The organism is Nocardia sp. CA-135953, from assembly GCF_050955735.1.
Lineage (GTDB): Bacteria > Actinomycetota > Actinomycetes > Mycobacteriales > Mycobacteriaceae > Nocardia.
The window spans coordinates 835,149-857,417 of sequence record NZ_CP192082.1 but is presented as its reverse complement, the minus strand read 5'-3'; the positions used below and the strand labels follow the sequence as shown (position 1 = coordinate 857,417).

21 protein-coding genes are annotated in these 22,269 nt (G+C 65.9%); 15 read left to right on the top strand and 6 right to left on the bottom strand.

Annotated features, from left to right (window positions below; all coding sequences use genetic code 11):
- Window positions 1–2: 2 nt before the first annotated feature.
- From ACQPXH_RS04035 to ACQPXH_RS04025, 3 genes are all read right to left on the bottom strand, one after another.
- A complete protein-coding gene (locus ACQPXH_RS04035) occupies window positions 3–476 on the bottom strand; it encodes a WXG100 family type VII secretion target (RefSeq protein WP_433601001.1) in 474 nt (157 codons plus the stop codon).
- Window positions 477–746: 270 nt separating this feature from the next.
- Window positions 747–956: a DUF397 domain-containing protein gene (locus tag ACQPXH_RS04030; RefSeq protein ID WP_433601000.1), complete on the bottom strand. Its 210-nt coding sequence runs from the start codon at window positions 954–956 to the stop codon at window positions 747–749.
- Window positions 953–1,837, bottom strand: coding sequence for a helix-turn-helix domain-containing protein (locus ACQPXH_RS04025; protein ID WP_433600999.1), 885 nt, complete (start codon window positions 1,835–1,837; stop codon window positions 953–955). Before ACQPXH_RS04025 ends, ACQPXH_RS04030 begins: the two co-directional genes overlap by 4 nt.
- A 235-nt stretch (window positions 1,838–2,072) precedes the next feature.
- Here ACQPXH_RS04025 and ACQPXH_RS04020 point away from each other — a divergent pair, with 235 nt between their 5' ends.
- The 3 genes from ACQPXH_RS04020 to ACQPXH_RS04010 all read left to right on the top strand — a co-directional run bounded on the left by ACQPXH_RS04020 (window position 2,073) and on the right by ACQPXH_RS04010 (window position 4,355).
- On the top strand, window positions 2,073–2,579 hold the full coding sequence (locus tag ACQPXH_RS04020) for a hypothetical protein (protein ID WP_433600998.1): 507 nt from the start codon (window positions 2,073–2,075) through the stop codon (window positions 2,577–2,579).
- Complete coding sequence (locus ACQPXH_RS04015) at window positions 2,576–2,917, top strand: hypothetical protein (RefSeq protein WP_433600997.1); 342 nt, start codon at window positions 2,576–2,578, stop codon at window positions 2,915–2,917. The genes ACQPXH_RS04020 and ACQPXH_RS04015 overlap by 4 nt, the downstream gene beginning before the upstream one ends.
- 736 nt (window positions 2,918–3,653) lie before the next feature.
- Window positions 3,654–4,355: an ESX secretion-associated protein EspG gene (locus ACQPXH_RS04010; protein WP_433600996.1), complete on the top strand. Its 702-nt coding sequence runs from the start codon at window positions 3,654–3,656 to the stop codon at window positions 4,353–4,355.
- A 355-nt stretch (window positions 4,356–4,710) separates the two neighbouring features.
- On the opposite strand, the gene ACQPXH_RS04005 is transcribed toward ACQPXH_RS04010, so the two are convergent.
- The gene (locus tag ACQPXH_RS04005; protein WP_433603295.1) at window positions 4,711–5,166 is read right to left on the bottom strand and encodes an SRPBCC family protein; all 456 of its coding nucleotides are present in this window, start codon (window positions 5,164–5,166) and stop codon (window positions 4,711–4,713) included.
- 420 nt (window positions 5,167–5,586) lie between these two features.
- On the opposite strand from ACQPXH_RS04005, the gene ACQPXH_RS04000 reads away from it, so the two are divergent.
- From ACQPXH_RS04000 to ACQPXH_RS03985, 4 genes are all read left to right on the top strand, one after another.
- Window positions 5,587–7,254 carry an FAD-dependent oxidoreductase gene (locus ACQPXH_RS04000; protein ID WP_433600995.1) on the top strand — a complete coding sequence of 556 codons (1,668 nt, stop codon included), beginning with the start codon at window positions 5,587–5,589 and terminating at the stop codon, window positions 7,252–7,254.
- 14 nt (window positions 7,255–7,268) lie between these two features.
- A complete protein-coding gene (locus tag ACQPXH_RS03995) occupies window positions 7,269–8,771 on the top strand; it encodes an ATP-binding protein (RefSeq protein ID WP_433600993.1) in 1,503 nt (500 codons plus the stop codon).
- Window positions 8,771–9,124 carry a UBP-type zinc finger domain-containing protein gene (locus tag ACQPXH_RS03990; RefSeq protein WP_433600991.1) on the top strand — a complete coding sequence of 118 codons (354 nt, stop codon included), beginning with the start codon at window positions 8,771–8,773 and terminating at the stop codon, window positions 9,122–9,124. The genes ACQPXH_RS03995 and ACQPXH_RS03990 overlap by 1 nt, the downstream gene beginning before the upstream one ends.
- A 72-nt stretch (window positions 9,125–9,196) precedes the next feature.
- Window positions 9,197–9,640 carry a hypothetical protein gene (locus ACQPXH_RS03985; protein WP_433600989.1) on the top strand — a complete coding sequence of 148 codons (444 nt, stop codon included), beginning with the start codon at window positions 9,197–9,199 and terminating at the stop codon, window positions 9,638–9,640.
- A gap of 97 nt (window positions 9,641–9,737) precedes the next feature.
- Here ACQPXH_RS03985 and ACQPXH_RS03980 read toward each other — a convergent pair whose 3' ends face one another.
- Window positions 9,738–10,526, bottom strand: coding sequence for a hypothetical protein (locus tag ACQPXH_RS03980; protein WP_433600987.1), 789 nt, complete (start codon window positions 10,524–10,526; stop codon window positions 9,738–9,740).
- Window positions 10,527–10,931: 405 nt separating this feature from the next.
- Here ACQPXH_RS03980 and ACQPXH_RS03975 point away from each other — a divergent pair, with 405 nt between their 5' ends.
- From ACQPXH_RS03975 to mnhG, 8 genes are all read left to right on the top strand, one after another.
- The gene (locus ACQPXH_RS03975) at window positions 10,932–13,232 is read left to right on the top strand and encodes an AAA family ATPase (RefSeq protein ID WP_433600985.1); all 2,301 of its coding nucleotides are present in this window, start codon (window positions 10,932–10,934) and stop codon (window positions 13,230–13,232) included.
- 119 nt (window positions 13,233–13,351) lie between these two features.
- Window positions 13,352–14,659 carry a hypothetical protein gene (locus tag ACQPXH_RS03970; protein ID WP_433600984.1) on the top strand — a complete coding sequence of 436 codons (1,308 nt, stop codon included), beginning with the start codon at window positions 13,352–13,354 and terminating at the stop codon, window positions 14,657–14,659.
- 106 nt (window positions 14,660–14,765) lie between these two features.
- Entirely contained in the window at window positions 14,766–17,648 is a 2,883-nt protein-coding gene (locus ACQPXH_RS03965; RefSeq protein WP_433600983.1) for a Na+/H+ antiporter subunit A, read from the top strand.
- Entirely contained in the window at window positions 17,645–18,016 is a 372-nt protein-coding gene (locus ACQPXH_RS03960; RefSeq protein ID WP_433600982.1) for a Na(+)/H(+) antiporter subunit C, read from the top strand. Before ACQPXH_RS03965 ends, ACQPXH_RS03960 begins: the two co-directional genes overlap by 4 nt.
- On the top strand, window positions 18,013–19,617 hold the full coding sequence (locus tag ACQPXH_RS03955; protein ID WP_433600981.1) for a Na+/H+ antiporter subunit D: 1,605 nt from the start codon (window positions 18,013–18,015) through the stop codon (window positions 19,615–19,617). Before ACQPXH_RS03960 ends, ACQPXH_RS03955 begins: the two co-directional genes overlap by 4 nt.
- Window positions 19,614–20,180 carry a Na+/H+ antiporter subunit E gene (locus ACQPXH_RS03950; RefSeq protein WP_433600980.1) on the top strand — a complete coding sequence of 189 codons (567 nt, stop codon included), beginning with the start codon at window positions 19,614–19,616 and terminating at the stop codon, window positions 20,178–20,180. Before ACQPXH_RS03955 ends, ACQPXH_RS03950 begins: the two co-directional genes overlap by 4 nt.
- Entirely contained in the window at window positions 20,177–20,437 is a 261-nt protein-coding gene (locus ACQPXH_RS03945) for a monovalent cation/H+ antiporter complex subunit F (protein ID WP_433600979.1), read from the top strand. Before ACQPXH_RS03950 ends, ACQPXH_RS03945 begins: the two co-directional genes overlap by 4 nt.
- Window positions 20,434–20,766 carry a monovalent cation/H(+) antiporter subunit G gene (gene mnhG / locus ACQPXH_RS03940; RefSeq protein WP_433600977.1) on the top strand — a complete coding sequence of 111 codons (333 nt, stop codon included), beginning with the start codon at window positions 20,434–20,436 and terminating at the stop codon, window positions 20,764–20,766. The genes ACQPXH_RS03945 and mnhG overlap by 4 nt, the downstream gene beginning before the upstream one ends.
- 18 nt (window positions 20,767–20,784) lie before the next feature.
- Here the strand turns inward: mnhG and ACQPXH_RS03935 are convergent, their stop codons facing one another.
- Window positions 20,785–22,071: a DUF5933 domain-containing protein gene (locus ACQPXH_RS03935; protein WP_433603294.1), complete on the bottom strand. Its 1,287-nt coding sequence runs from the start codon at window positions 22,069–22,071 to the stop codon at window positions 20,785–20,787.
- Window positions 22,072–22,269: the final 198 nt, after the last annotated feature.

Here is a 22,269-nt window from a genome sequence, read left to right as displayed (position 1 = left end):
TCTTATCCTTGAAATTGCCTGGCCGCCAGGGTGATTGCAGCATCAGCTTGTTGACGTCGGCGGACGTGCTGTACCGCGTGTGCACTTTGCGGGCCGCGTCGCTCATCTCGCGCGCCTCCGGCGAACTGACGCACTCCCGTCATCCACTGCTGGTGCGCTTCGGAATATGCCTGGGCGGCAACGCTTTCCCAACCAGTTCCGGTCAGCGCCGCGACCTTGCCATCGATGTCATCGAGATGATCGCTGGCGAAACCGGCAAGGCCGGACAACCGGGCCACGATCCGGTCGAGGTCATCGAGATCGACCGAGAACTCGCTCACGACAAATCCGAACTCGATGTGTCCGCTGCCGCGCCATAGGTCCAACTGCTGTTGGTCACCGCATCCAACCTCGGTGAACGGCGGAATCCAATGCCCTGCACGGTGTTTCGGCCAATTTGTAGCCGTAGCCGCCGACCCCGCGACCTGCTCGGCCACCACCGAGAGCCGCTGGCCGGAAGCTGAGGTCCCCCATAGCTCACCATGGCGAGGGCTACCGACCTCGAATGACGGTGCCGAACCCGGAGGACTACCGGTTCGCGCACACCTTTGACGCTGTCGCATATCGGCTCTCCGCGCAACACGCCGCTCGGGAAACCCGAAGTTCTGCGTGAGCACGATTCGGCCGATGTCGAGACAACAGACAGCCCCATCGCGACGTTGGGCTCGTCGGGATGGGGCCGCTGCGCTACTCGGTAATAACCAGGCTCAGGCGTGGTGGTCGAACGCTCCGTCCTCGACGCCCGTGGTGAAGGCGTCCCACTCGCCGGGCGTGAAGACCAACGCCGGGCCGGTTGGGTTCTTCGAGTCACGGACGCCGATGTGGCCGCCGTCGAGGAACGCGACCTCCACGCACTGACCGCCGCTCTCGCTACGACTGCTCTTGAACCAGCGCGCCTTCGTCAGGTCAACGTTCACGCTTGAAACTCCCTTGCTACCCGGCGAAGCAGGTCTCGCGTTCCGATCTCGTCCAGCGCCTCGGCCCGAACGGCGTCAGCCAATTCATGGTAGCGCTGGACCTCGTCGGGCCTCTCCACATACAGGTCGCTGCTCAACCGACCTTCTACATAGACGATGGGGGGTTCCACCTGCTTGCCATTACGGTCGGTCCCGAAGTCGAGAATCACGAACGGGCCGTGCAGGATTCCCCAGGTCATACCCGCCGAGTACGGATGCAGTCGCAGTTTCACGTTCGGCAATTTGCTGAGCTCTGCGAGCTCGTGGAGTTGCGTAGCCATCACGCGTGGTCCGCCGATCACACGATGCAGTGCGGACTCGTGCAGTAGGACCTCCATGGCGAGGGGACTACGTTTCCGAGTGACCATCGCCTGACGCGTTTTGCGAATGGCCACCCGACGGCCGATCTCCTCGGGGCTGGCGTCGCGGTAGAACGCGCTGATCAAGGCATGTGCATAGTCTGCGGTCTGCAGTAGTCCAGGTACCTGCTCGTGGTACGTAATGAGGCTGCGCGCTGATCGCTCCATGCCCACATACATATTGAAGGCATTGGAGAACAACCCACCGAGCGCCGTGATGTCCGGATTCTTCGCGGCCTGTGCCGCGAGGTCGATCGCCTTCTCGGTCTCGTCGGTGTCCACCTCATACAACTCGCACAGTGCGCGAACATCTTGTTTGCGTAGCTTTTGCGGCCGCCCGGTCTCCAGCCGTTGCAGCGCAGCAGGACTCAGCTGAATTTCCTGTGCGGCAGTCGCGATGATCAGCCCCTTGATCTCGCGCTGGTCGCGAAGGAAGCGCCCCAGCTGGCGGCGCAGCAGGGTGGGCGACTCGTCGTCAGGCATCTGTATTCCTCGATTCTGAATCTGAAAGACCGCGATTCTGAGTGCATCTTGTCGATTGAAACGAGCACGTTCCTGGAGATTTGAACCAGTTGATTTGAACCCCCAGAAAGCACTATGCCAGGTAGAGCACCAGTGGTGTGCTGTTTCGGCCCGGACGGGAGAACTTCCCACCGTTTCGGCTCTCCCGGCCCTGGCTGGCCCATCAGCAGCCAGGGCCAGGCCACCTTAGACGGGAGTGATCATGCCGAACCTTGAACCGCCGCAACGTATATCGGAAGACCTCCACGTCCCCGGGCCCTGGCCGCCGCTGCGGCAAGCCACAACGACCACATCGAAGATGCTGGGGGTACCGATGACCGCGCGAGTTACAGACGATGTGCCGAACCTTCGGCCAACCGACAAACCGAACAAACCGAAAGCCATTGGCTTAGTTCGCAACGACGTATCCGGCCCGCATTCCCCACGACATGCCCTCGACGTGCAGCGACATGCGAACACACTCGGTTACCAGTACGTTTACACGCTTCGCCCACCCGCCGATATCGACGACTCGATCACCTACACGCTCGCCATAGTGGCCGGGCTCGAGGTCCAAGCGATCGTCGTCTTCGACCTCGGCCACGTCGACTGTCAGCCCGCATTGATCTGCGACGCCGGATTCGACCTGGAAACTGTTTGCCCACAAGGCACTTGGACACGCTCAGCGCAGCCCATGCCCGGCGTCGAGACGGGGGCGGCGTGATGTACGAAGACGCACTGCTCAACCCACCGAATATCTGCGGCCTCGCCGAAATCGAGTTGGCACACGCGCAAATGCGCCGTCATCGGGCCTGCCGGATCCAGCGGTGCGCGTGGAAGCGGGTCGCTTATTACACGCTCGTGCGGTGCGGCCGGATCACACCACCGCGGTCGAGCCCACGCGAACGAGCCCGACTGCGCGGCATCGACTTTCCTATCGACACCACCGACCACCCCCTCACCGAGGGCATACCAGAACCCCGCACATTGCACCAAGTACTCGACGGGCTCACCCAACTGGCACTACCGCCGAGGCCCCCCGGCAATGGCGGCAAGCGTTGAATGGCTATGGGGCCGTGGCAAATAGTGCACAGCATCCTCGCGGTCGTCGGCGGCGGTGCGTTCGCGATGGTCGGCGTGGCATGCGTGTGGCCGATAAACCAGCCACGCCGCGACCGACCCGCCGCACGCCGCTGCCGCTTACACCCGATCGAATGGCCGAAGGCATGGACATGCGGCCCACCCGAACAACCGTTCACACTCGCCGACGCTCACGTCGCGATGCAACTGCACCGCGAACACGATTGCGAGCGCAAGCACGCCGCATTCGACGCGCTGGTCGCGGCAGGTCGCATCCACCCCGATTCCACACGCCGACACCGACTCTGGGGCAAACCCTGGTGAGCGGGCACAACGTACAGCGCCAGCCCGGACCACATCGACGCCCGGCCGAGCTCGTAGCGGCACAACACGCCGACACCGACTCTGGGGCAAACCCTGGTGAGCGGGCACAACGTACAGCGCCAGCCCGGACCACATCGACGCCCGGCCGACCTCGTAGCGGCACAACACGCCGACACCGACTCTGGGGCAAACCCTGGTGAGCGGGCACAACGTACAGCGCCAGCCCGGACCGCATCGACGCGCCGACCTCGTAGCGGCACAAACAGCAATCCAGCGGCCGTCTGTGGCCGAGCCGAGTCGAAAGGTGGCTCCAGCCTTCCCGGAGACGACCTTTCGACTCCGCTCGCCAACCGCACTCACACCCAACACCCGCACGATAGATCGGAACGTATTGATGACCGAATGGACTTGGGAGCCCGACGATTTCGCGGCACTGTGGTTCAACCTCGGGAACGACCGGTTCCCCGATCCGCTTCGCTTCACCAGTCGCTTCGCCTACCGCGACGACTTCGACGCCCACCACGCCACCGTGCGCGAGCGCTACTCCCGCGACGAACTCACCGAAATCGAACTCGCCCTGGACACCTTGGCCACCTCGCTGGTGCGCATCCAAATCTTCGGCGGCACAACCCGATACCCGAGCCCCGATGGCGGCGTCCGCGTCTACCGCATCGTCGGAGGACGTACCGACCAGCGCGCAATGTGTCTGGCCCAAGCCACCCTCGGCGATGCCAACGGCCCGATCCACTGCCGCCTGCTCCCCACGCACGACCTCCCCGCACTGCTCGCCGACTGCCTACCACCCGCCAAACCCGGCACCCGAGAACAGGGCACCTGCCACCCCGACAGCGACACCCCACACGAACGCTGTCAGCGCCTCCTGCAGCGACCCGCAGACGGCGGCGGATCCGCCCTGCTCTACACCGGCCCCCTCGACAAGCCGAACAAACCCCGCGCGACCATCCAATGGCACGACATCACCGATGACGGCCGCTACACCGAACTCCAGGACCAACACCACGCGATCCACCCCAGCACCCCGGACAACCTCATCGCCCACTTCACCACCTGGATGAGGTGTTCCGGGACTGTCTGAGATAGTGGGACGGTGATCGAGAGGCTGAGGCATACCATCGCGAACACTGGGACGGTGCCCACGTGCCGAAGGGCGGCTCCAGCAGCTGCTGCCAGTTCGATCTACCTGGACGAGATGTACCCCCGTGTCGGTGACCTAACAGGTGACGGCAGTGAGACCTGGGGTCGTTGTGGAGATGAAACGGAAACTACGGGTGCACCGAGCTGCAGAAGACTGCGGCAGCATCGTCGATGTCTACCGCAGCGCGATGTAACGCATAAACCCACCGACGGTGATCACTCGAAGTCGGCGACGTCCACCATCATTCTCCGACACCGGTCGCGACATGTCACGGATCGGTCAGGGGAAGGCACGCTCAGGCGGCGGCCTCGACCGCGGACTTGATCTTGCCGAGCGTTTCGTTCATCCCTTGCTCGAGCAGTTCCTCGAACGGCGCCTCGCCGCCGAGCGCGGCATCGATGGCCCTGCGGGAGAACCAGCTGGTGCCGTTGGGCACATCGCGGCGCTCGATCAGCCGCGTGCCGGTGGCGGTCGGCTCCAGCGTGTAGCTCCAGATGCTGCGATTCTCGTTGATCCGAAATGCGAAGGCCTGATTGGGCTCATAGCGCACGATGCGCGCGGTGGTCGGCCAGTACTTCTTGCCGTCGGTATTGAGGTTGATCGTCCAGGTGCCCGCCTTCGGCTTGCCGAGCGCGAGCATCCGGACGCACTGTGGGCTGAACTCCGGCATCCGCCCGAGATCGGCGACGACGGCCCAGACCTGTTCCGGTGTTGCGGCGATCTCGATCGTGGCTTCGATATTTTTTGGCAACGCTGCCTCCGGAGAACTGTGCGACGGACGTCCGTCTAGCACGACCTGACGATTTGGCAACAGCCTAGTCGGCGGCTGTTGGAAGACAAATGTGTCACTTTTTCGCGATTTGTTTACCCGGCCGTGTAATGGCGCGCGCACAATGGCGGATAGACGAAGCATCAGACACTGCCACAAGCTTTTCCGTCAAGCGTGAGGTGATCGGCCGTGAAACTGCGCTCGCTCTTACATCATCGGCACGGGGATCAGGTCCCGCTGCTTCCCACCATCACACCCGAGACGCCCGCTACTCGAGACATCTTCGCGCCGCGTATCGCACGCCCGGCAGTTCCCGACGAACAACTGGAGCGCCTGCTCACGCCCACCGAACTCGACTTGGTACGCGAGCATCGCGTTTGACGAGCGTTCCATACTCGATAGGTGACTGCACCCGCTGCTACGAAACCGGCCATCCTCAGTGTCGACGACGATCCGGGAGTCTCCCGCGCGGTCGTTCGCGACCTGCGCCGCCGCTACGGGGCCGAGTACCGGATTCTGCGCGCGGAGTCGGGCGCGGACGCACTCGACGCACTGCGTGAAATGAAACTGCGCGGCCAGCCGGTCGCGGTCCTGATCGCCGATTATCGGATGCCGGGCATGGACGGCATCGAATTCCTGGAGCAGGCCATGGACCTGCACCCGTATGCCCGTCGCGTGCTGCTGACCGCCTACGCCGACACCAGCGCAGCGATCGACGCGATCAATGTCGTCGACCTCGACCACTATCTGCTCAAGCCGTGGGACCCGCCGGAGGAGAAGCTGTATCCGGTGTTGGACGGACTGCTCGAGGCCTGGCGCAGCAACGACCACAAACCCGTCACCGAGACGAAGGTTGTCGGCAACCGCTGGTCCCCGCGGTCGTCGGAGGTGCGCGAATTCCTGGCCCGTAATCAACTGCCCTACCGCTGGTACCTGGCCGAGGAACCGGAAGGCGCACGGCTGCTGGAGGCGGCGGGCGCCGATCCCGATATCTGTCCGGTGGTGATCACTCCGGGTGGTCAGGCGCTGGTGCAACCGAGCGATGGCGAACTCGCCGAAAGTGTCGGGCTGAACACCAATCCGACCGGTGACTTCTACGACCTCATCGTGGTCGGCGGCGGACCCGCCGGACTCGGCGCGGCGGTGTACGGCGCCTCCGAGGGACTGCGCACGGTGCTCGTCGAGCGCACCGCGACCGGCGGCCAGGCCGGTCAGAGTTCGCGCATCGAGAACTATTTGGGCTTCCCGGACGGGCTGTCCGGTGCGCAGCTGGCCGATCGGGCGCGGCGGCAGGCCGCGAAGTTCGGCGCCGAGGTGATCACCACACGCGAGGTGGTCGGACTCGAGGTCAACGGATCCGCGCGCACCGTGCGGTTCGCCGACGGCGGGCGGCTGTGCGCGCACACGGTGATCATCGCGACGGGTGTGGACTACCGGCGTCATCCCGCCCCGGGTGTGGACGATTTCACCGGGCGCGGTGTCTATTACGGCTCGGCCATGACCGAGGCCTCCGAATGCGCCGACCACGATGTCTACATCGTCGGCGGGGCGAATTCGGCGGGGCAGGCGGCGGTATTCCTGTCCCGCAACGCGCGCACGGTGCATCTGGTGGTCCGCGCGGATTCGCTGGAGAAGTCCATGTCGCACTACCTGATCCAGCAGATCGCGCAGATACCGAATATCCGCGTGCATACCGATGCCGAAGTGATCGCCGCCGACGGCGACGACCACCTGCGGCAGATCGTGGTGCGCAACAACCGGACCGGCGCGGAAGAAAAAGCCGAGGCCGAACGGTTGTTCCTGTTCATCGGTGCCGCACCGCAGACCGACTGGCTCGACGGCGTGGTCAAGCGGGACGAGGCGGGCTATGTGCTGGCCGGTCCCGATCTGCTCGTCGACGGAACCAGACCCGCGGGCTGGGAGCTACCCAGACCGCCGCATCACCTGGAGACCAGCGTGCCCGGGGTTTTCGTCGCGGGTGACGTGCACGCCGATTCGGCGAAGCGGGTCGCCTCGGCGGTCGGCGAGGGTGCGATGGCGGTCATGCTCGTGCATCGGTACCTGGCGTGATAGGAGGCTGGACCATGAATTCGAACGAGACAGCGGATCGCGGCAGTCATCTGGCCTGCGATCCGGCGGAGCTGCGCAGCCTCTTTCTCTTCGAGAAGCTCACCGACGAACAGCTGAATCTGCTGTGCGCCGACGGCCGCATCGAGATCGTCGAACCGGGACTGGTATTCCGCGAAGGCGATCCGGCCACCTGCTTCTATGTGATGATCGAGGGCGAGGTGCAGCTCACCAAGCTGTCCGGCGGCGCCGAGATCGAGACAGCGCGCACCGACTATCGCGGTGCGTACGCGGGGGCGTGGACGGCCTATCTCGGCGACAAGGTCGACCAGGTCTACACCGGCTCGATGTATGTAACCCGTCGCTCGCGGTTCTTCGTACTGGATGCGGGCACGTTCGCGCGGATGATGCACGACTGGTTCCCGATGGCCGTGCACCTGCTCGAGGGCGCGTTCTTCGGTAACCGCAACTCCGCCGAGCGGATCGCCCAGCGCGAGCGCCTGCTCGCATTGGGCTCGCTGTCGGCGGGACTGACCCATGAGCTGAACAACCCGGCCGCCGCCGCGGTGCGCGCCACCTCCGGCCTGCGCGACCGGATCACGGGCATGCGGCACAAGTTGGCCATGATCGCGCAGGGCAAATTCGACACCGCATCCCTGGAGGCGCTGGTGCGCCTGCAGGAGGACGCCGCGGCCCAGGTCGCGAAGGCCCCGGAGCTGACGACGCTGGAGGCCTCCGAGCGCGAGGACATCCTCAGCGAATGGCTGGAGGACCACGGCATCGACGACGGCTGGAACCTGGCCCCGAATTTCGTGCAGGCCGGCTTCGATGTGGACTGGCTGGAACGGGTTTCGGCCACCCTGGAGGACTGCCCCGAACAGGTCTTCCATGGCGCGATCCGCTGGCTGAACTACACCATCGAGACCGAACTGCTGATGAACGAGATCGCCGATTCGACCACGCGCATCTCCACCCTGATCGGCGCGGCCAGACAGTATTCGCAGATGGACCGGGCGCCGTTCCAGGTCGTCGACATCCACGAACTGCTCGACAGCACGCTGGTGATGCTGAGTCGCAAGATCGGCGACGGCATCACCGTGGTCAAGGAGTACGACCGGACACTGCCCGAAGTGCCCTGCTACGCGGCGGAATTGAATCAGGTGTGGACCAACCTGATCGATAACGCGGTGTACGCGATGAACGGCGAGGGCACGCTCACCATCGGCACCAGGCACGAAAACGACTGCGCCGTGATCGAGATCGGCGATACCGGGCCCGGCGTTCCGGCCGACGTGCGCAGCCGTATCTTCGAACCGTTCTTCACTACCAAGCCGGTGGGCGAGGGAACCGGTCTCGGCCTGGACATTTCGTTCCGGATCGTGGTGAACAAGCACCACGGCGATATCCAGCTCGATTCCGAGCCGGGCAATACCCGATTCACGGTCTGGCTCCCGCTGAGCCGTCCCGAGGAAACGCCGGACCCCGGCGACCGTTCCGAAGCCGATGCAGGAGGTCAGTGATGACGCAGGACTTGGAGGGTATCGATCCCGCGGTCGCGCCGAGCGGTCCGGGGTGTATGGAATGTGAAGCGGCCCAGGGCTGGTGGGTGCACCTGCGGCGCTGTGCGCAGTGCGGCCATATCGGCTGCTGCGACACCTCGCCGGAGCAGCACGCCTCCAAACACGCCAAGGACACCGGACATCCGTTCATCCAGAGCTATGAGCCGGGCGAGGATTGGTTCTTCGACTTCCGCTCCGACGAGATGTACAGCGGCGGACCGGAACTGGCACCGCCGACACATCATCCGGTGGACCAGCCCGCCCCGGGGCCGCGCGGCCGGGTGCCCGCCGATTGGCAGAGTCGCGTCCACTGATCACGCTCCCGCCCGGTACCCTGCTCCGGACGCGCCGGAGACTCCGGCGCCGCGACTCACCGGGGAACGCACGTGATCAAGCGAGTTACCGCCATCGTCCTGGCCACCGGGGCGGTGGCCGTGGCGCTGGCCGGATGTGGCAGTTCGGACGATTCCAGCTCCGACGCGAACGGTCTGCGCCAGGGCGCGACGGGCACCAGCACGCCCGCCGGCACCACGTCCGCGACCGGTGCGGCGCCGACCACGGCCGCCGCCGCACCGACCACCACCACCAAGACCACAGCGAGCTACCCCTCGCTCGGCCCCGCGTCGAGCACCACCTGCGGTGAGTTCAAGAAGTTGGACAGCACCGAGGAGAAGGAGTTGATCGAGAAGGTGGTCGCGGAGAATCCGGGCAGTGAGTTCGAGGGCAGTCCGAACGTCGCACTCGGCACCGCCAAACTCGTCTGCCTGGCCCCCACCTACGCCGATACCCCGGTCGCGGTGGCCGCCGGAATCGTCGCAAAGGACAAGTAGGGCCGCGCTGCTCGGTGGCGGCATCGACGGCACACACAGAACGCGCGTACACAGCGGGCAGGCGCTGTGTACGCGCGTTCTACTCATGGCGCGACGATCAGGGCTGACCGGTGGCGAACGCGATCACGGCGTCGAGGAACTCCTGGCCGCCCATGACGTATCCGCCGATCAGCGCACCGGCCGGGATGCTGATGATCCACAGGAAGGGGATGAAAGCCCCGATGACGGCACCGATGACGATGCCCGGCAGGTTCTTGTTGACCTGCTCCATCAGCCGGTCGTAGGAGCTGATGTCCTTCAGCCCGGCAATGTCGTTCAGCTTCGCGGTGTCCGCCGGGGTCATCGTCGAAGCCAGCGCGACGGTGCGGCCGTCCGCGCTGATCTGCTGGCTCACCGCGATCGGGAGGCCCGCGACCTCGGAGTGCAGCGGCACCTGGTCCACCGTCGCGCCGTCGTCGGACTTCAGCAACACCGCGGCACCGTCCGAGGCGAGCTCGAACCGGCCGCTGTCAACGGCCCAGGTGATGGTCTTATCGGTTGGGGAAACCGTTGTGTGGTAGTTGATTCCGTGTACAACACCAGAAGTCACGTCCCCCCGCGTCACTGCCGCCGGCTGGTCGGTCGCCACGGCGGGCTGCCCATTGGCGGTAGCCGCGGTAATCCCCACCGCGGTGACGGCCATGAAGACAGCAGTAGTGATCTTTCCGAACTTCATTTCTTGAATTCCCTCCACTTTGTCGTCCCGCCCGAACATGGGGCGGGACCAGAACGTTAGCGCGCGGAATTCGTTGTCGCACATCGGGGTTCGTAAATCATGAAATCGTGACAATTGCCGAACTTTAGCTGTCCGCAGTTCCGCGGTTCGATTTGAGATGCGGTCAGGCAACGTGAGTGACGTTTCACATTTGCTCGAGCCGAAGTGCTAGCTCGGCAACGGTCGCCCGTCATATCGCGAGTAGGCCGTAGATACCGGTCGATCCACGGCGAGGCGGCGTGATTAGCCGAGTCCAATGAGCTCAACTCGGACACATGTACCAGTCTCCGGGGCGAAATCACTGGTCAGAGCGCACTGCCGCGACTGCAGGTCCGATCGGCAATATCGACGACGTTTCGCGGACGTTTTCGGTTCCGTGAGTACATTCACAATTTCGGATTCAGGGCGCATTGATTCAGGGCGCATTGATTCAGGGCGCATTAGCGGGGCACTCGTCATCGACGATTTCCCGCACAATCTCGGATCTATCCGACGGACCGCCGACCAACCGGAGCCGGACGCGGGCAGAATGGCACGGTGGCAGAACTCGCGCTCACCGCTCGACTGAATCCCTCCGCCGCGGATGCCAGACGCGGGGTGGTCCGGTTACATCCGGAGGCGCTGACCGCGCTCGGCCTGCGGGAATGGGACGGTATCGCGCTGATCGGGGCACGGCGCACCGCCGCGGTGGTCGGGGTGGCCCCGTCAGGCACACCGGCCGGGGTCGCGCTGCTCGACGACGTCACGCTGTCCAACGCGGGACTGCGTGAGGACGCGAATGTGGTTGTCTCGCCCGCGACGGTGTACGGGGCCAAGCAGATCTCGGTGAGCGGTTCGGTGCATGCCACCAGGACCATTCCGGCGGCGACGCTGCGGCAGGCGCTGCTCGGCAAGGTGGTCACGGTCGGCGACGCGGTATCGCTACTGCCCCGCGACCTCGGTCCGGACATCAGTTCTTCGGCTGCCACCCAGGCACTTTCGCGCACCTTCGGCATCGCGTGGACCACCGAGCTGCTGACCGTCACCGCGACCGATCCCGGCCGTGCTCCGGTGAGTGTGCAGCCGAATACCGCGGTGGTCTGGGGCGCGAGTGCGGTGGCGGCCCGGGATTCCGCCGATCGGGCGGCGGCCGGGCTGCCGGTACCGGCGGGTGAGGCCGCGCGTGGGGGATGGCAAGGAGGCGGAGCCGGCGGGGTGGGTGCACACTGGGCCACCGATGCCGCGGCGCTGGCCGCGACCAATGGGGCGGGCGCGGGTTGGAACGCGACCGTCGGCGAGTCGGCCATTCCGGTCGAGGACCTGGCCGGTGCGCACGGGCAGGCGGCGAAACTCCAGGAGTGGCTCAGCCTCGCGCTCGACGAACCGGAACTGCTGAAGGCCCTAGGCGCCACACCGCATCTCGGGGTATTGATCACCGGCCCGGCCGGGGTCGGCAAGGCCACGCTGGCGCGTGCGGTGGCAGCGCCACGACGCATTGTCGAACTGGATGGTCCGACGGTCGGCGCTGCGGAAAGCGGTGCACGGTTGCGCGAGGTCGCGGCCGCGGTCGCCGAAATCGGTTCCGGGCGAGGCGGAATCCTGCTCGTCACCGATATCGACGCACTGCTGCCCACACCCGCCGAACCGGTCGCCACGCTGATCCTGGACCAGTTGCGCGCGGCGATCGCCGAGCCCTGCGTGGCACTGCTGGCTACCACCGCGCATCCGGCCGGTGCCGATCCGCGGCTGCGCGCACCCGATCTCTGCGATCGTGAACTCGCACTCGCGCTGCCGACCGCGGCCGTACGCAAGGCACTGCTCGAGCAGCTGTTGCGCAAGGTACCGACCAAGGATCTGAAGCTCGACGAAATCGCCTCGCGCACACCCGGATTCGTGGTCTCCGATCTGGCCGCCCTGTGCCGGGAGGCGGCACTGCGCGCGGCCTCGCGGGCCAGCAAACAACAGTCGGAACCGGAGCTGACCCAACCCGACCTGCTCGGCGCCACCGAGGTGATCCGGCCGCTATCACGTTCCGGGACCGAGGAACTCGCGATCGGCAGCCTCAGCCTGGACGACGTCGGGGACATGGTCGAAACCAAAGAGGCGCTCACCGAAACCGTGCTCTGGCCACTGCGCCACCCGGATTCGTTCGCCCGCCTCGGTATTCGTCCGCCGCGCGGCGTCCTGCTCTACGGCCCGCCGGGCTGCGGCAAGACCTTCCTGATCCGTGCACTGGCCGGGACCGGTCAGCTCAGCGTGCACGCGGTCAAGGGCGCCGAGTTGATGGACAAATGGGTCGGCGCTTCCGAGCGTGCGGTGCGCGAATTGTTCCAGCGCGCACGCGATTCCGCGCCATCGCTGATCTTCCTGGACGAGGTGGACGCACTCGCGCCGCGGCGCGGTCAGAACAGCGACTCCGGCGTCGGTGACCGCGTGGTCGCGGCACTGCTCACCGAACTCGACGGTGTGGAACCGCTGCGTGATGTGGTGGTGCTCGGCGCGACGAACCGTCCGGAACTGATCGATCCCGCACTGCTGCGCCCCGGCCGATTGGAACGGCTGATCTTCGTGCCGCCGCCGGATGGCGATGCCCGACTGGAGATCCTGCGGGCCGCCGGGAAATCGGTGCCGCTGGCCGCCGATGTCGACCTGGCCGCGCTCGCCGCCGATCTGGACGGCTATTCCGCGGCCGATTGCAGTGCGCTGCTGCGCGAAGCCGCATTGGCCGCGATGCGCCGGGATGTGAACGCCGCCGATGTCACCGCCGGGGATGTCGCGGCGGCCAGGGCGGTGGTGCGTCCGTCGCTCGATGCCGAGCAGGTCGAGTCGTTGCGCCGGTACGCGGACAACCGTCGATAGGCGATCGGCGCAATCTCCTGGTAATTGCCGCCTTCCTGCGCTTTACGCATATCCGACATATTCGGGCAATATGGGCGCAATCACCGGTTCCCGCGTCGAGCGCGGGTAAGTTCGACCAGGTGCGCAAGATCGGCAATGCGATCGACACGATCACGGCCTTCTTCGGGGCCGCGGTCGCGGGCGTCGCAATGTTCCTGCCGATCACTTTCAGTTGGAGCGCCGACACTTCGCCGTATCGGTTGGCCAGCCTGAACAACAGCGTCCCGCGCGGCGCCGCGATCGGGGTGATCGTCGCGGTGGCCGTCTCGGTCCTGGTGATCACCTTCCACAAGCCGCTGGTGGCATGGGCGGCAGCACTGTTCGGCGCGATCGCCATGGACATCAATCACTTCGCCGGACACCATGTTTCCTCGGCCGACCTGCTGACCACCCAGAACTATCTGGATTCGATTCTGGCCGGTGTGCTGCTCGGTGCATTGGGCGCGGCGGTGCTGCGCCGACCGGGTCCCGCGGCCGGCTTCGCCATCGGCGCCGCCGGGTTCTTCGTCTTCGGTGACCTCGCGGAACTGCTGGAGATCGCCGACAACAATCCATACGCGGTGCTCGAGACACCGCCACGCTGGCTCGTCAGCGTCGCGGTGGTCCTGCTGATCATCAGTACGCTGCGCAATCGGTCCCAGCCCGAGAGATCGAAGCCGCCGCGGATCGACGTCGAGCTTCCGGTCACGCCGATCCTGGCCTCGATGGTGCTGGCACTGGTCATCCTGGCCATTACCGAATGGCTGGCGCGGCAGTATCAACATGCGCCGAACGTCAGCCATGCGGTCGAAATCGGGATGGCGGTGGCCGCGACGATCATCGCCGCCACCGCCGCGGCCATGCTGCTACCCGGGCGCGACGGCACCGGGGTGTATCTCGCGGTGAGTCTGGTGGCCACCGCCGAGGCGATCGGCGGCAATCCGCGACCCGGGTGGAGCGTCGCCGCGCTGATCGCTGCCACCGCCGTCGGACTGCTGATCGGGGTCCGCCTGCCCTCGACCTTCATCGCCATCCTGCTGATCACCGGACTCGCGGTATTCGCCCTGGTGAAATCCGCCGACGCCCATCGCTATGTGACCGCGGCGGGCAGCGCGGTCCTGGCACTCACGGCCGGCTATTGCTGCGGCACCGCGCGTCCTCGCTACGCACCGAGCGGGGTGCTCGCCATTTCCGCGCTGTATCTGCCGTCGATCATCACGGCGCTGCCACACGACAGCGCCGAATGGCCGCTGAACGGGGGCGCAGACCATCAAGCGCTGGGCGGCCGGATCGCGCTCGCGATCGCCCTCGGTTCGGCTGTCGGGTTGTTGGTGCTGCGCCGATTCCGGCCGCGCAGCCGACCGAGGCCGGGGCGATCCGTCGACGACGAAACATTAGCGGATATATAGCCCACCGGCAGGAGATGGCATACGCCATATTCGCTCGGCCGACCCCCCAGGCTCCAAGTAGGATCATTCGGTATCACCCCGCCGCAACTACCCGACGGAGTGCAGTTTGCTCGGAATCCTGCTCGCGCTCGTGACAGCCGCACTTGCGGCACCGTTGTGCGTGCGGGCATTGGGGCGCAACGGTTTCTACGTACTCGCGCTCGTACCGTTCGGCTGTCTCGGCTGGGTGGTCGCGAATTGGGATAGGACGCAGCGGGTTCGGGTCGGTTGGGCGCCGAGCATCGGGATGAATATCGAGCTGCGCTTCGATTCGCTGGCCGCCATCATGTCCGCGCTGGTGCTCGGCATCGGTGCGCTGATTCTGGCCTATTGCGCACGATATTTCGAGGACGACGAACCGCGGCTGCAGGTGTTCGCGGCCCAGTTGGTCGCCTTCGCCGGGGCCATGTTCGGCCTGGTCACCAGCGATAATATGTTGCTGCTCTTCGTCTTCTGGGAAATGACGACGGTGTTGTCGTTCCTGTTGGTCGGCCACCATGCCGAACAGGCGGTGAGCAGGCGGGCCGCGATCCAGGCGCTCTTGGTGACCGGGGCGGGCGGGCTGGCGATGCTGGTCGGGATCGTCATCCTCGGTCAAGTGAGCGGCAGTTATCTGCTGTCGGATCTGCTCGCCGGACCGCCTTCCGGCATCGCGGTGGATGTCGCGGTGGTGCTGCTGCTGGTCGGGGCATTGAGCAAGTCGGCGATCGTGCCGTTGCACTTCTGGCTGCCGGGTGCGATGGCGGCGCCGACACCGGTGAGCGCGTATCTGCATGCGGCGGCCATGGTGAAGGCGGGCGTCTATCTGGTGGCGCGGTTGGCCCCGGCATTCGCCGAAAGCCCGGCCTGGCATCCGCTGATCCTCACCCTCGGCGTGGCGTCGACGGTGCTGGCAGGATTGCGGTCATTGCAGGTGACGGATCTGAAGCTGGTGCTCGCCTTCGGGACGGTGAGCCAATTGGGGTTCCTGATCATGCTGGTCGGGCTGGGGACGCCGGATGCCGCACTGGCCGGTGCGGCCTTGATCGTGGCGCATGCGTTGTTCAAGGCGTGTTTGTTCATGGTGGTCGGGATCATCGATCACGGGGCCGGTACGCGGGATCTGCGCGAGTTGTCGGGGCTGGGGCGGCGTGCGCCGGTGCTGTGCGGGGTTGCGGTGTTGGCGGCGCTCAGTATGGCCGGGATTCCGCCGCTGCTCGGATTCGTGGGCAAGGAAAGTGCACTGGCCGCGGTGTTGGATGCGGATGTGTTTGCCGAACCGGCCAGGGTCGCGTTGGCGGTCGGGGTGGTGCTGGGATCCATGCTGACCGTCGGCTACAGCATGCGGTTCATTTGGGGAGCTTTTGCGGACCGGGAGTTGCCGTCCCGCGAGCCCGAGGGTGGAGATCTGCACGGGGACGTGCGCCTTGCGGGGCAGGGTTATTCGGAAACTGGTCACTGGCATGCGCCGGGCGCGCAGTTCACAGCTGCGCCCGCCGTGCTCGCGGTTGCGGGCCTGGCAGCGGGACTCTGCGCGCCACGGATGGACGAACTGCTCAGCCCCTACGCGAAAACCCTTCCCGGCGTGCTCGATTCGCATCTCGCACTCTGGCACGGCTTCAATGTTCCACTGGCACTGACAATACTGATCATCTGCGCGGGCTTCGTGGTGTTCCGGCTGCGTGGCCGCATCGGCGAATCCGCGACCATGCTCGGCAATGCCGATCGCGCCTACGACGCCACCCTGCGCGCCATGGACCGGCTGTCGCTGCGGATGACCGGTGCGGTGCAGCGTGGTTCGCTGCCGCTGAGTCAGGCGGCGATCCTGGTGACCTTGATCCTGCTGCCGACGGTGCTGCTCGCGCTCGGCACGCGCACCGGAGTTCGGCTACGCCTCTGGGATTCGCCGTTCCAGGTCGCCATCGGCGCGATCATGGCCGTCATGGCGCTGGCCGCGACGGTGCTGCGCAACCGGTTGGCCGCCGTGCTCGTCGTCGGCGTCACCGGTTACGGCTGCGGTGTGATCTTCGCGCTGCACGGTGCGCCCGATCTGGCGTTGACCCAATTCCTGGTCGAGACGTTGACTTTGGTGATCTTCGTACTGGTGCTGCGGGCCTTCCCGGCCGACATCGATGAAAGCCGCACGGCCGCATTCAAAGTGCGTCGGGCGATCCTGTCGGCACTGGTCGGTGCGTCGGTCGCGGTGCTGGCCGCCTTCGCGGTCGCGGCCCGCTCCGCCGAACCCATCTGGCGCCTGATCCCCGATGCCGCATACACATTCGGCGGCGGTAAGAACGCCGTCAATGTTCTGCTCGTCGATATCCGGGCCTGGGATACCCTCGGCGAGATCTCGGTGCTCGTCGTGGCCGCGACCGGTGTGGCATCGCTGGTGTTCCGCAGCAGACGTTTCGGCAGCGCGCCGCGCGCGGCGGACTCCCCGGACTACGATCCGGACCTGATCAGCTGGTTGCCCGCGGGGCGGCTGGTGGATCGTCGCGAACGATCGATGGTCCTGCAGGTCACCACCCGACTGGTCTTCCCCACCGTCATGGTGCTGTCGGTGTATTTCTTCTTCTCCGGCCACAATGCGCCGGGCGGCGGTTTCGCGGGCGGACTGACCGCCGGACTGGCACTGACGCTGCGCTATCTCGCGGGCGGCCGCTACGAACTCGGCGAGGCACTGCCCGTCGATGCGGGTCATCTACTCGGCGGCGGGCTTGCGCTGGCCGCGGGAACCGCGAGCACCTCACTGCTGCTCGGCGCGCCACCGCTGTCGTCGGCGATCGTGGAGGTGACGCTGCCGGTGATCGGGCACGTCAAGGTGGTCACCGCATTGTTCTTCGATCTCGGCGTCTATCTCATCGTGGTCGGTCTGGTCCTGGACGTGCTGCGCAGCCTCGGCGCGCGCCTGGACAGTGAGCTGGCCACCGATGAGGACGAATCCGCTTCGGCGCAAGGACGTTTCCAGTGAGTGCGAATCTGACCCTGCTGATCCTGATCGGGATTCTCGTCGCGTGCGGTGTCTATCTGATCCTCGAACGCGCGGTCTCGAAAATGCTGCTCGGCATGATCCTGTTCGGCAACGCGGTAAATTTGCTGATCCTGACCGCAGGCGGGCGGGACGGTCGGCCACCGATCCGTGGTGCGGGCGAGGATACGGCCGATCCGCTGGCCCAGGCCATGGTGCTCACCGCGATCGTGATCACCATGGGTCTGGCGGCCTTCGTGCTCGCCCTCGCCTATCGCTCCTACATCCTCACCACCACCGACACCGTGCAGAACGACCCGGAGGACGCCGAGGTCGCGGCCCGGCGCGAGGCAGAGGATCCGGAGCATTGAGTCCGCTGACCACGCTCGCGCCGCTCCCGGTCCTGGTGCCCCTGCTCGGGGCGGCGGGCACGCTGGTGTTCGGGCGGCGGCCGCGCATCCAGCGCTTCGTCATGATTTTCGTGCTGTCGATCGTGCTGGGCATCTGCGGGGTGCTGCTGTATCTGGTAGATCGCGACGGGACCACCGCGTTGCAGGTCGGCGGCTGGGGCACGCCGATCGGCATCACGCTGGTGGTCGATCGACTATCCGCGGCCATGCTGCTCGTCTCCGCGATCGTGCTGCTCGCGGTTTCGGTCTACGGTGCGGGCCAGAACATCCGCGACGGTGACGAGCGCCAGCCGACCTCGATCTATCGACCGACGTATCTCGTACTCACCGCGGGTGTTTCGGCCGCATTCCTGGCCGGTGATCTGTTCAACCTGTTCGTCGGCTTCGAAATCCTGCTCGCCGCATCGTTCGTGCTGCTCACCGTCGGCGCGACCGCGGACCGGATCCGCGCCGGTGTCGCGTATGTGATGGTCTCGATGGTGTCGTCGCTCATCTTCCTGACCGGCATCGCGCTGGCCTACGCCGCCACCGGAACACTGAACCTGGCCCAGCTGGCGGTGCGAATGGGCCAGGTGCCCGACGGCATTCGAATGGCCGTCTACGCGGTGCTATTGGTTTCCTTCGGTATCAAGGCGGCGGTCTTCCCGCTCTCGAACTGGCTGCCCGACTCCTACCCCACCGCACCCGCACCGGTGACCGCCGTTTTCGCGGGCCTGCTGACGAAGGTCGGTGTGTACGCGATCATCCGGACGCACTCTCTGCTGTTCCCGAACGGTGGATTCGACGATGTGCTGCTGGTCTGCGGCCTGCTCACCATGGTGGTCGGTATTTTCGGCGCCATCGCGCAGAGCGATATCCGGCGCCTGCTGTCGTTCACCCTGGTGAGCCACATCGGCTACATGGTATTCGGCATCGGACTCTCCACCGCCGCAGGTCTTTCCGGCGCGGTGTTCTATGTGGCGCACCACATTCTGGTGCAGACGGCGCTATTCCTGGTGGTCGGACTGATCGAGCGGCAGGCGGGATCGGTATCGCTGCGACGACTGGGTGGTCTGGCCGTGGCAAGTCCGCTGCTGGCGATCCTGTTCCTGGTGCCCGCCTTGAATCTCGGTGGTATACCGCCGTTCTCGGGATTCATCGGCAAGGTGGCATTACTGCAGGCGGGTGCGGCGGCCGGCAGCATACTGGCCTGGGTGCTGGTCGCGGGGTCGGTGCTGACCAGCCTGCTGACGCTGTATGCCATGGCGCGGGTGTGGAGCAAGGCGTTCTGGCGACCGCGCGCCGAGGCGCCGGAGGGACATCTCACCGCGGCGAAACCGCCTACGCTGGTGGAGGATTCGACCGACGTGCGCTATGACGAGCGCACCGATCCGGGGCGGATGCCGTTGCTGATGGTCGGCTCGACGGCGGCACTCGTGGTGGTCGGTCTGTGCCTGACCGTATTCGCCGGTCCGATCCTGCGCATCGCCGACCGCGCCGCCGATGATCTGAGCAATCCGGCGGTGTATGTCGGTGCGGTGCTCGGCAATTCGCATGCCGAGGCGAAGGGAACGAGCCGGTGAGCAGCGCCCGTCGCCGTGTCCCGAATCGATCGACGGTCGTGCGCATAGGCGTGCTGTGGTGGCTGACGGCGGTGTGGTTGACGCTCTGGGGCGATCTCACTGTGGGCAATCTGCTTGCCGGTCTCGTTGTCGGTGCGTTGATCATGTTGACCTTGCCGCTGCCGCGCGTGCCGGTATCCGGCCGCCTACATCCGCTGTCGCTGATCGAATTGATCGTCGTCAGTTCGTATTACGCACTGGAATCCAGTCTGCAGGTGGCCTGGTTCGCGATCCGTCCGGCGCCGCCGCCGGTCTCCGGTGTGCTGCGGGTGAATCTGAGTGTGCGATCCGATCTGGTGTTGGTGCTGTGCGCCGATGTGCTCAATCTGATTCCGGGCACCATGGTGCTGGAGATCGACCGGCAGCGCTGTGTCTTCTATGTGCACGTCCTGGACGTGAGCAGCGAAAAGGCGGTCGATACGTTCTATCGGATCACCCGGCGGCTGGAGCGGCTGCTCATCTCGTCGTTCGAACGCCCCACCGAATGGCGTTCGGCCCGAACAACTCCGGAGGTGGAGTCGTGAATGTTGTCGCGATTGTGGCGGGCATCATGCTGATGGCCGCGGCGGTGATCGTCAGTTACCGCATCCTGGCCGGTCCGAGCACCCTGGACCGCGTTGTCGGCATCGATTCGCTGATGGCCATCGCCGCCTCCGGCCTGGCGGTCTGGGCCGCCTACAGCGACGACACCACGGTCGTTCCCGCGATCGTCGCGCTGGCGCTGGTCGGCTTCCTCGGCTCCGCGGCGGTATCCCGATTCCGCGTTCGGGATAATGTATGAATCTGTGGCACTTGGCCGCCGGCGTCCTCATCCTGAGCGGCGCGGCGCTCGCGCTGACCGCATCGATCGCCATCGTGCGCTTTCCTGACACGCTCTCGCGCATGCACGCCGCCACCAAACCCCAGGTCGTCGGCCTGATCCTGGTTCTGGAAGGTGCGGCGATCCAGTTGCGCGGGCACGGCAATATCTGGCTGCTGGCGCTGGTCGGGTTGTTCACGCTGCTCACCGCGCCGGTCATCGCGCATCTGATCGGGCGGACGGCGTATCGCGAGCAGCGCTACCGTGACGGGCTGTTGCGGGTGAACGAACTGCGGGACGACACGTTGTAAGCGAGATAGCGCTCAGAGCTATCGAGCAGCGCCGACCGGAACCTCTTCCGCCTCGACCACCGGAGCGTCGGCAAACCACGTCGCGTGGAATGCCGCGGCCATCGCGGCCAGCAGCGCGAGCACGACTGTCCCGGCCAGCACCGGATATTCGGCCATCGAAACCGCCAGATAGCGGAACGAGAGCAACAGCGCGCCGAGGATCACCACACCGAACAGCACCAGGCGCACCCGGAACCAACCCCAACCACGCTCGGGATCGCGCAATGCCGATTCGACGGTCAGGCACAGCACCGCACCGGCGACCAGATCGACGCCGTAGTGGTAGCCGAAGCCCAGCGTCGCGGTCAGTGTGGCGGCCAACCAGAACGCGCCGAGGCAGCGCAGCCACAGCGGAGCCTGCGAGCCGTCCGTATCCCGGCGGGTGTGCACGAAGACCGAAAGCGCCCAAGCCGTGTGCATGGAGGGCATGCAGTTGCGTGGCGTGAAGGCGTCGAAGGACAGCGGCGTCGGATTGCGATCGATCGGCGGGACGAAATCGGGCCAGAAGTTGCCCACCTGCATGCCGTGGCCGTCGGCGCCATAGCCGAACATCGGGCCGACCACCGGGAAGATCACATAGCCGACCGGACCGATCAGTCCGAGCACCAGGAAGGTTCGCACCAGATAGTGGGTCGGCCACACCCCGCTCGATACCACCCGGCGCAGCTGCCACACCGCGACGACGATCGCCGCCACCGGCAGTTCGATATAGACCCAGTGCAGCACCGCGCAGACCACCGGCCCGAGCGCATCCACCACGCGGCCCATCACCCAGGACGGATCGCCGAGCGCATGGTCGGCCAGCGCCACATAGACGTCGTAGACCTGCGGCCGGCCGACGACCGTAATGTGCAGCCACACATCACCGACCTTGGTGGCCAGCACCAGCAACGCACCCAGCGCGGCGGCGTGCAGCGCATTGCGTCGCTCGGCTCCGCTCCAGCGGAATCCGGCGACCAGCGCCAGACCGGTGAGCACGAGCGTCGGCCCATTGCCGATGGCGAACGACTCGCCGCTCAGCAGTCGAATACTCGCCCACACCACGTCGATACCCGCCGCGATGCCGACCGCGATCATCCTGCGGCGCTTGGAGATTCCGACCAGGGCCAGAACGAGTCCGGCCCACGGCACCGACATGGACTTGGGTGTGCCGACGTAGTCGTGCCACAGACTGCCGAGCGGCCCCTCGAAATCGTGCCCGATCGAACCCACCTGTAGGGCGATGAGCAGCACCGGCACCGCCGCGATCGCGGCCGCCGTCCAGATCCGCGAGCGCGGCACGCGCACCCACTCGGTATTCGATTTGCGGCGCTCCCGGATCCCTCCGTGGTTACGCTCCGCTACCGCCACCGCCTCCGGGCCCGTCGCTCGCGCCGCGGAGACGCTGCCAGCCTTTTGACTCGGATCTTCGACAAGCACGTCGACCATAGTAAACGGCGGATGAACGCCATACCCCTGGCCAGC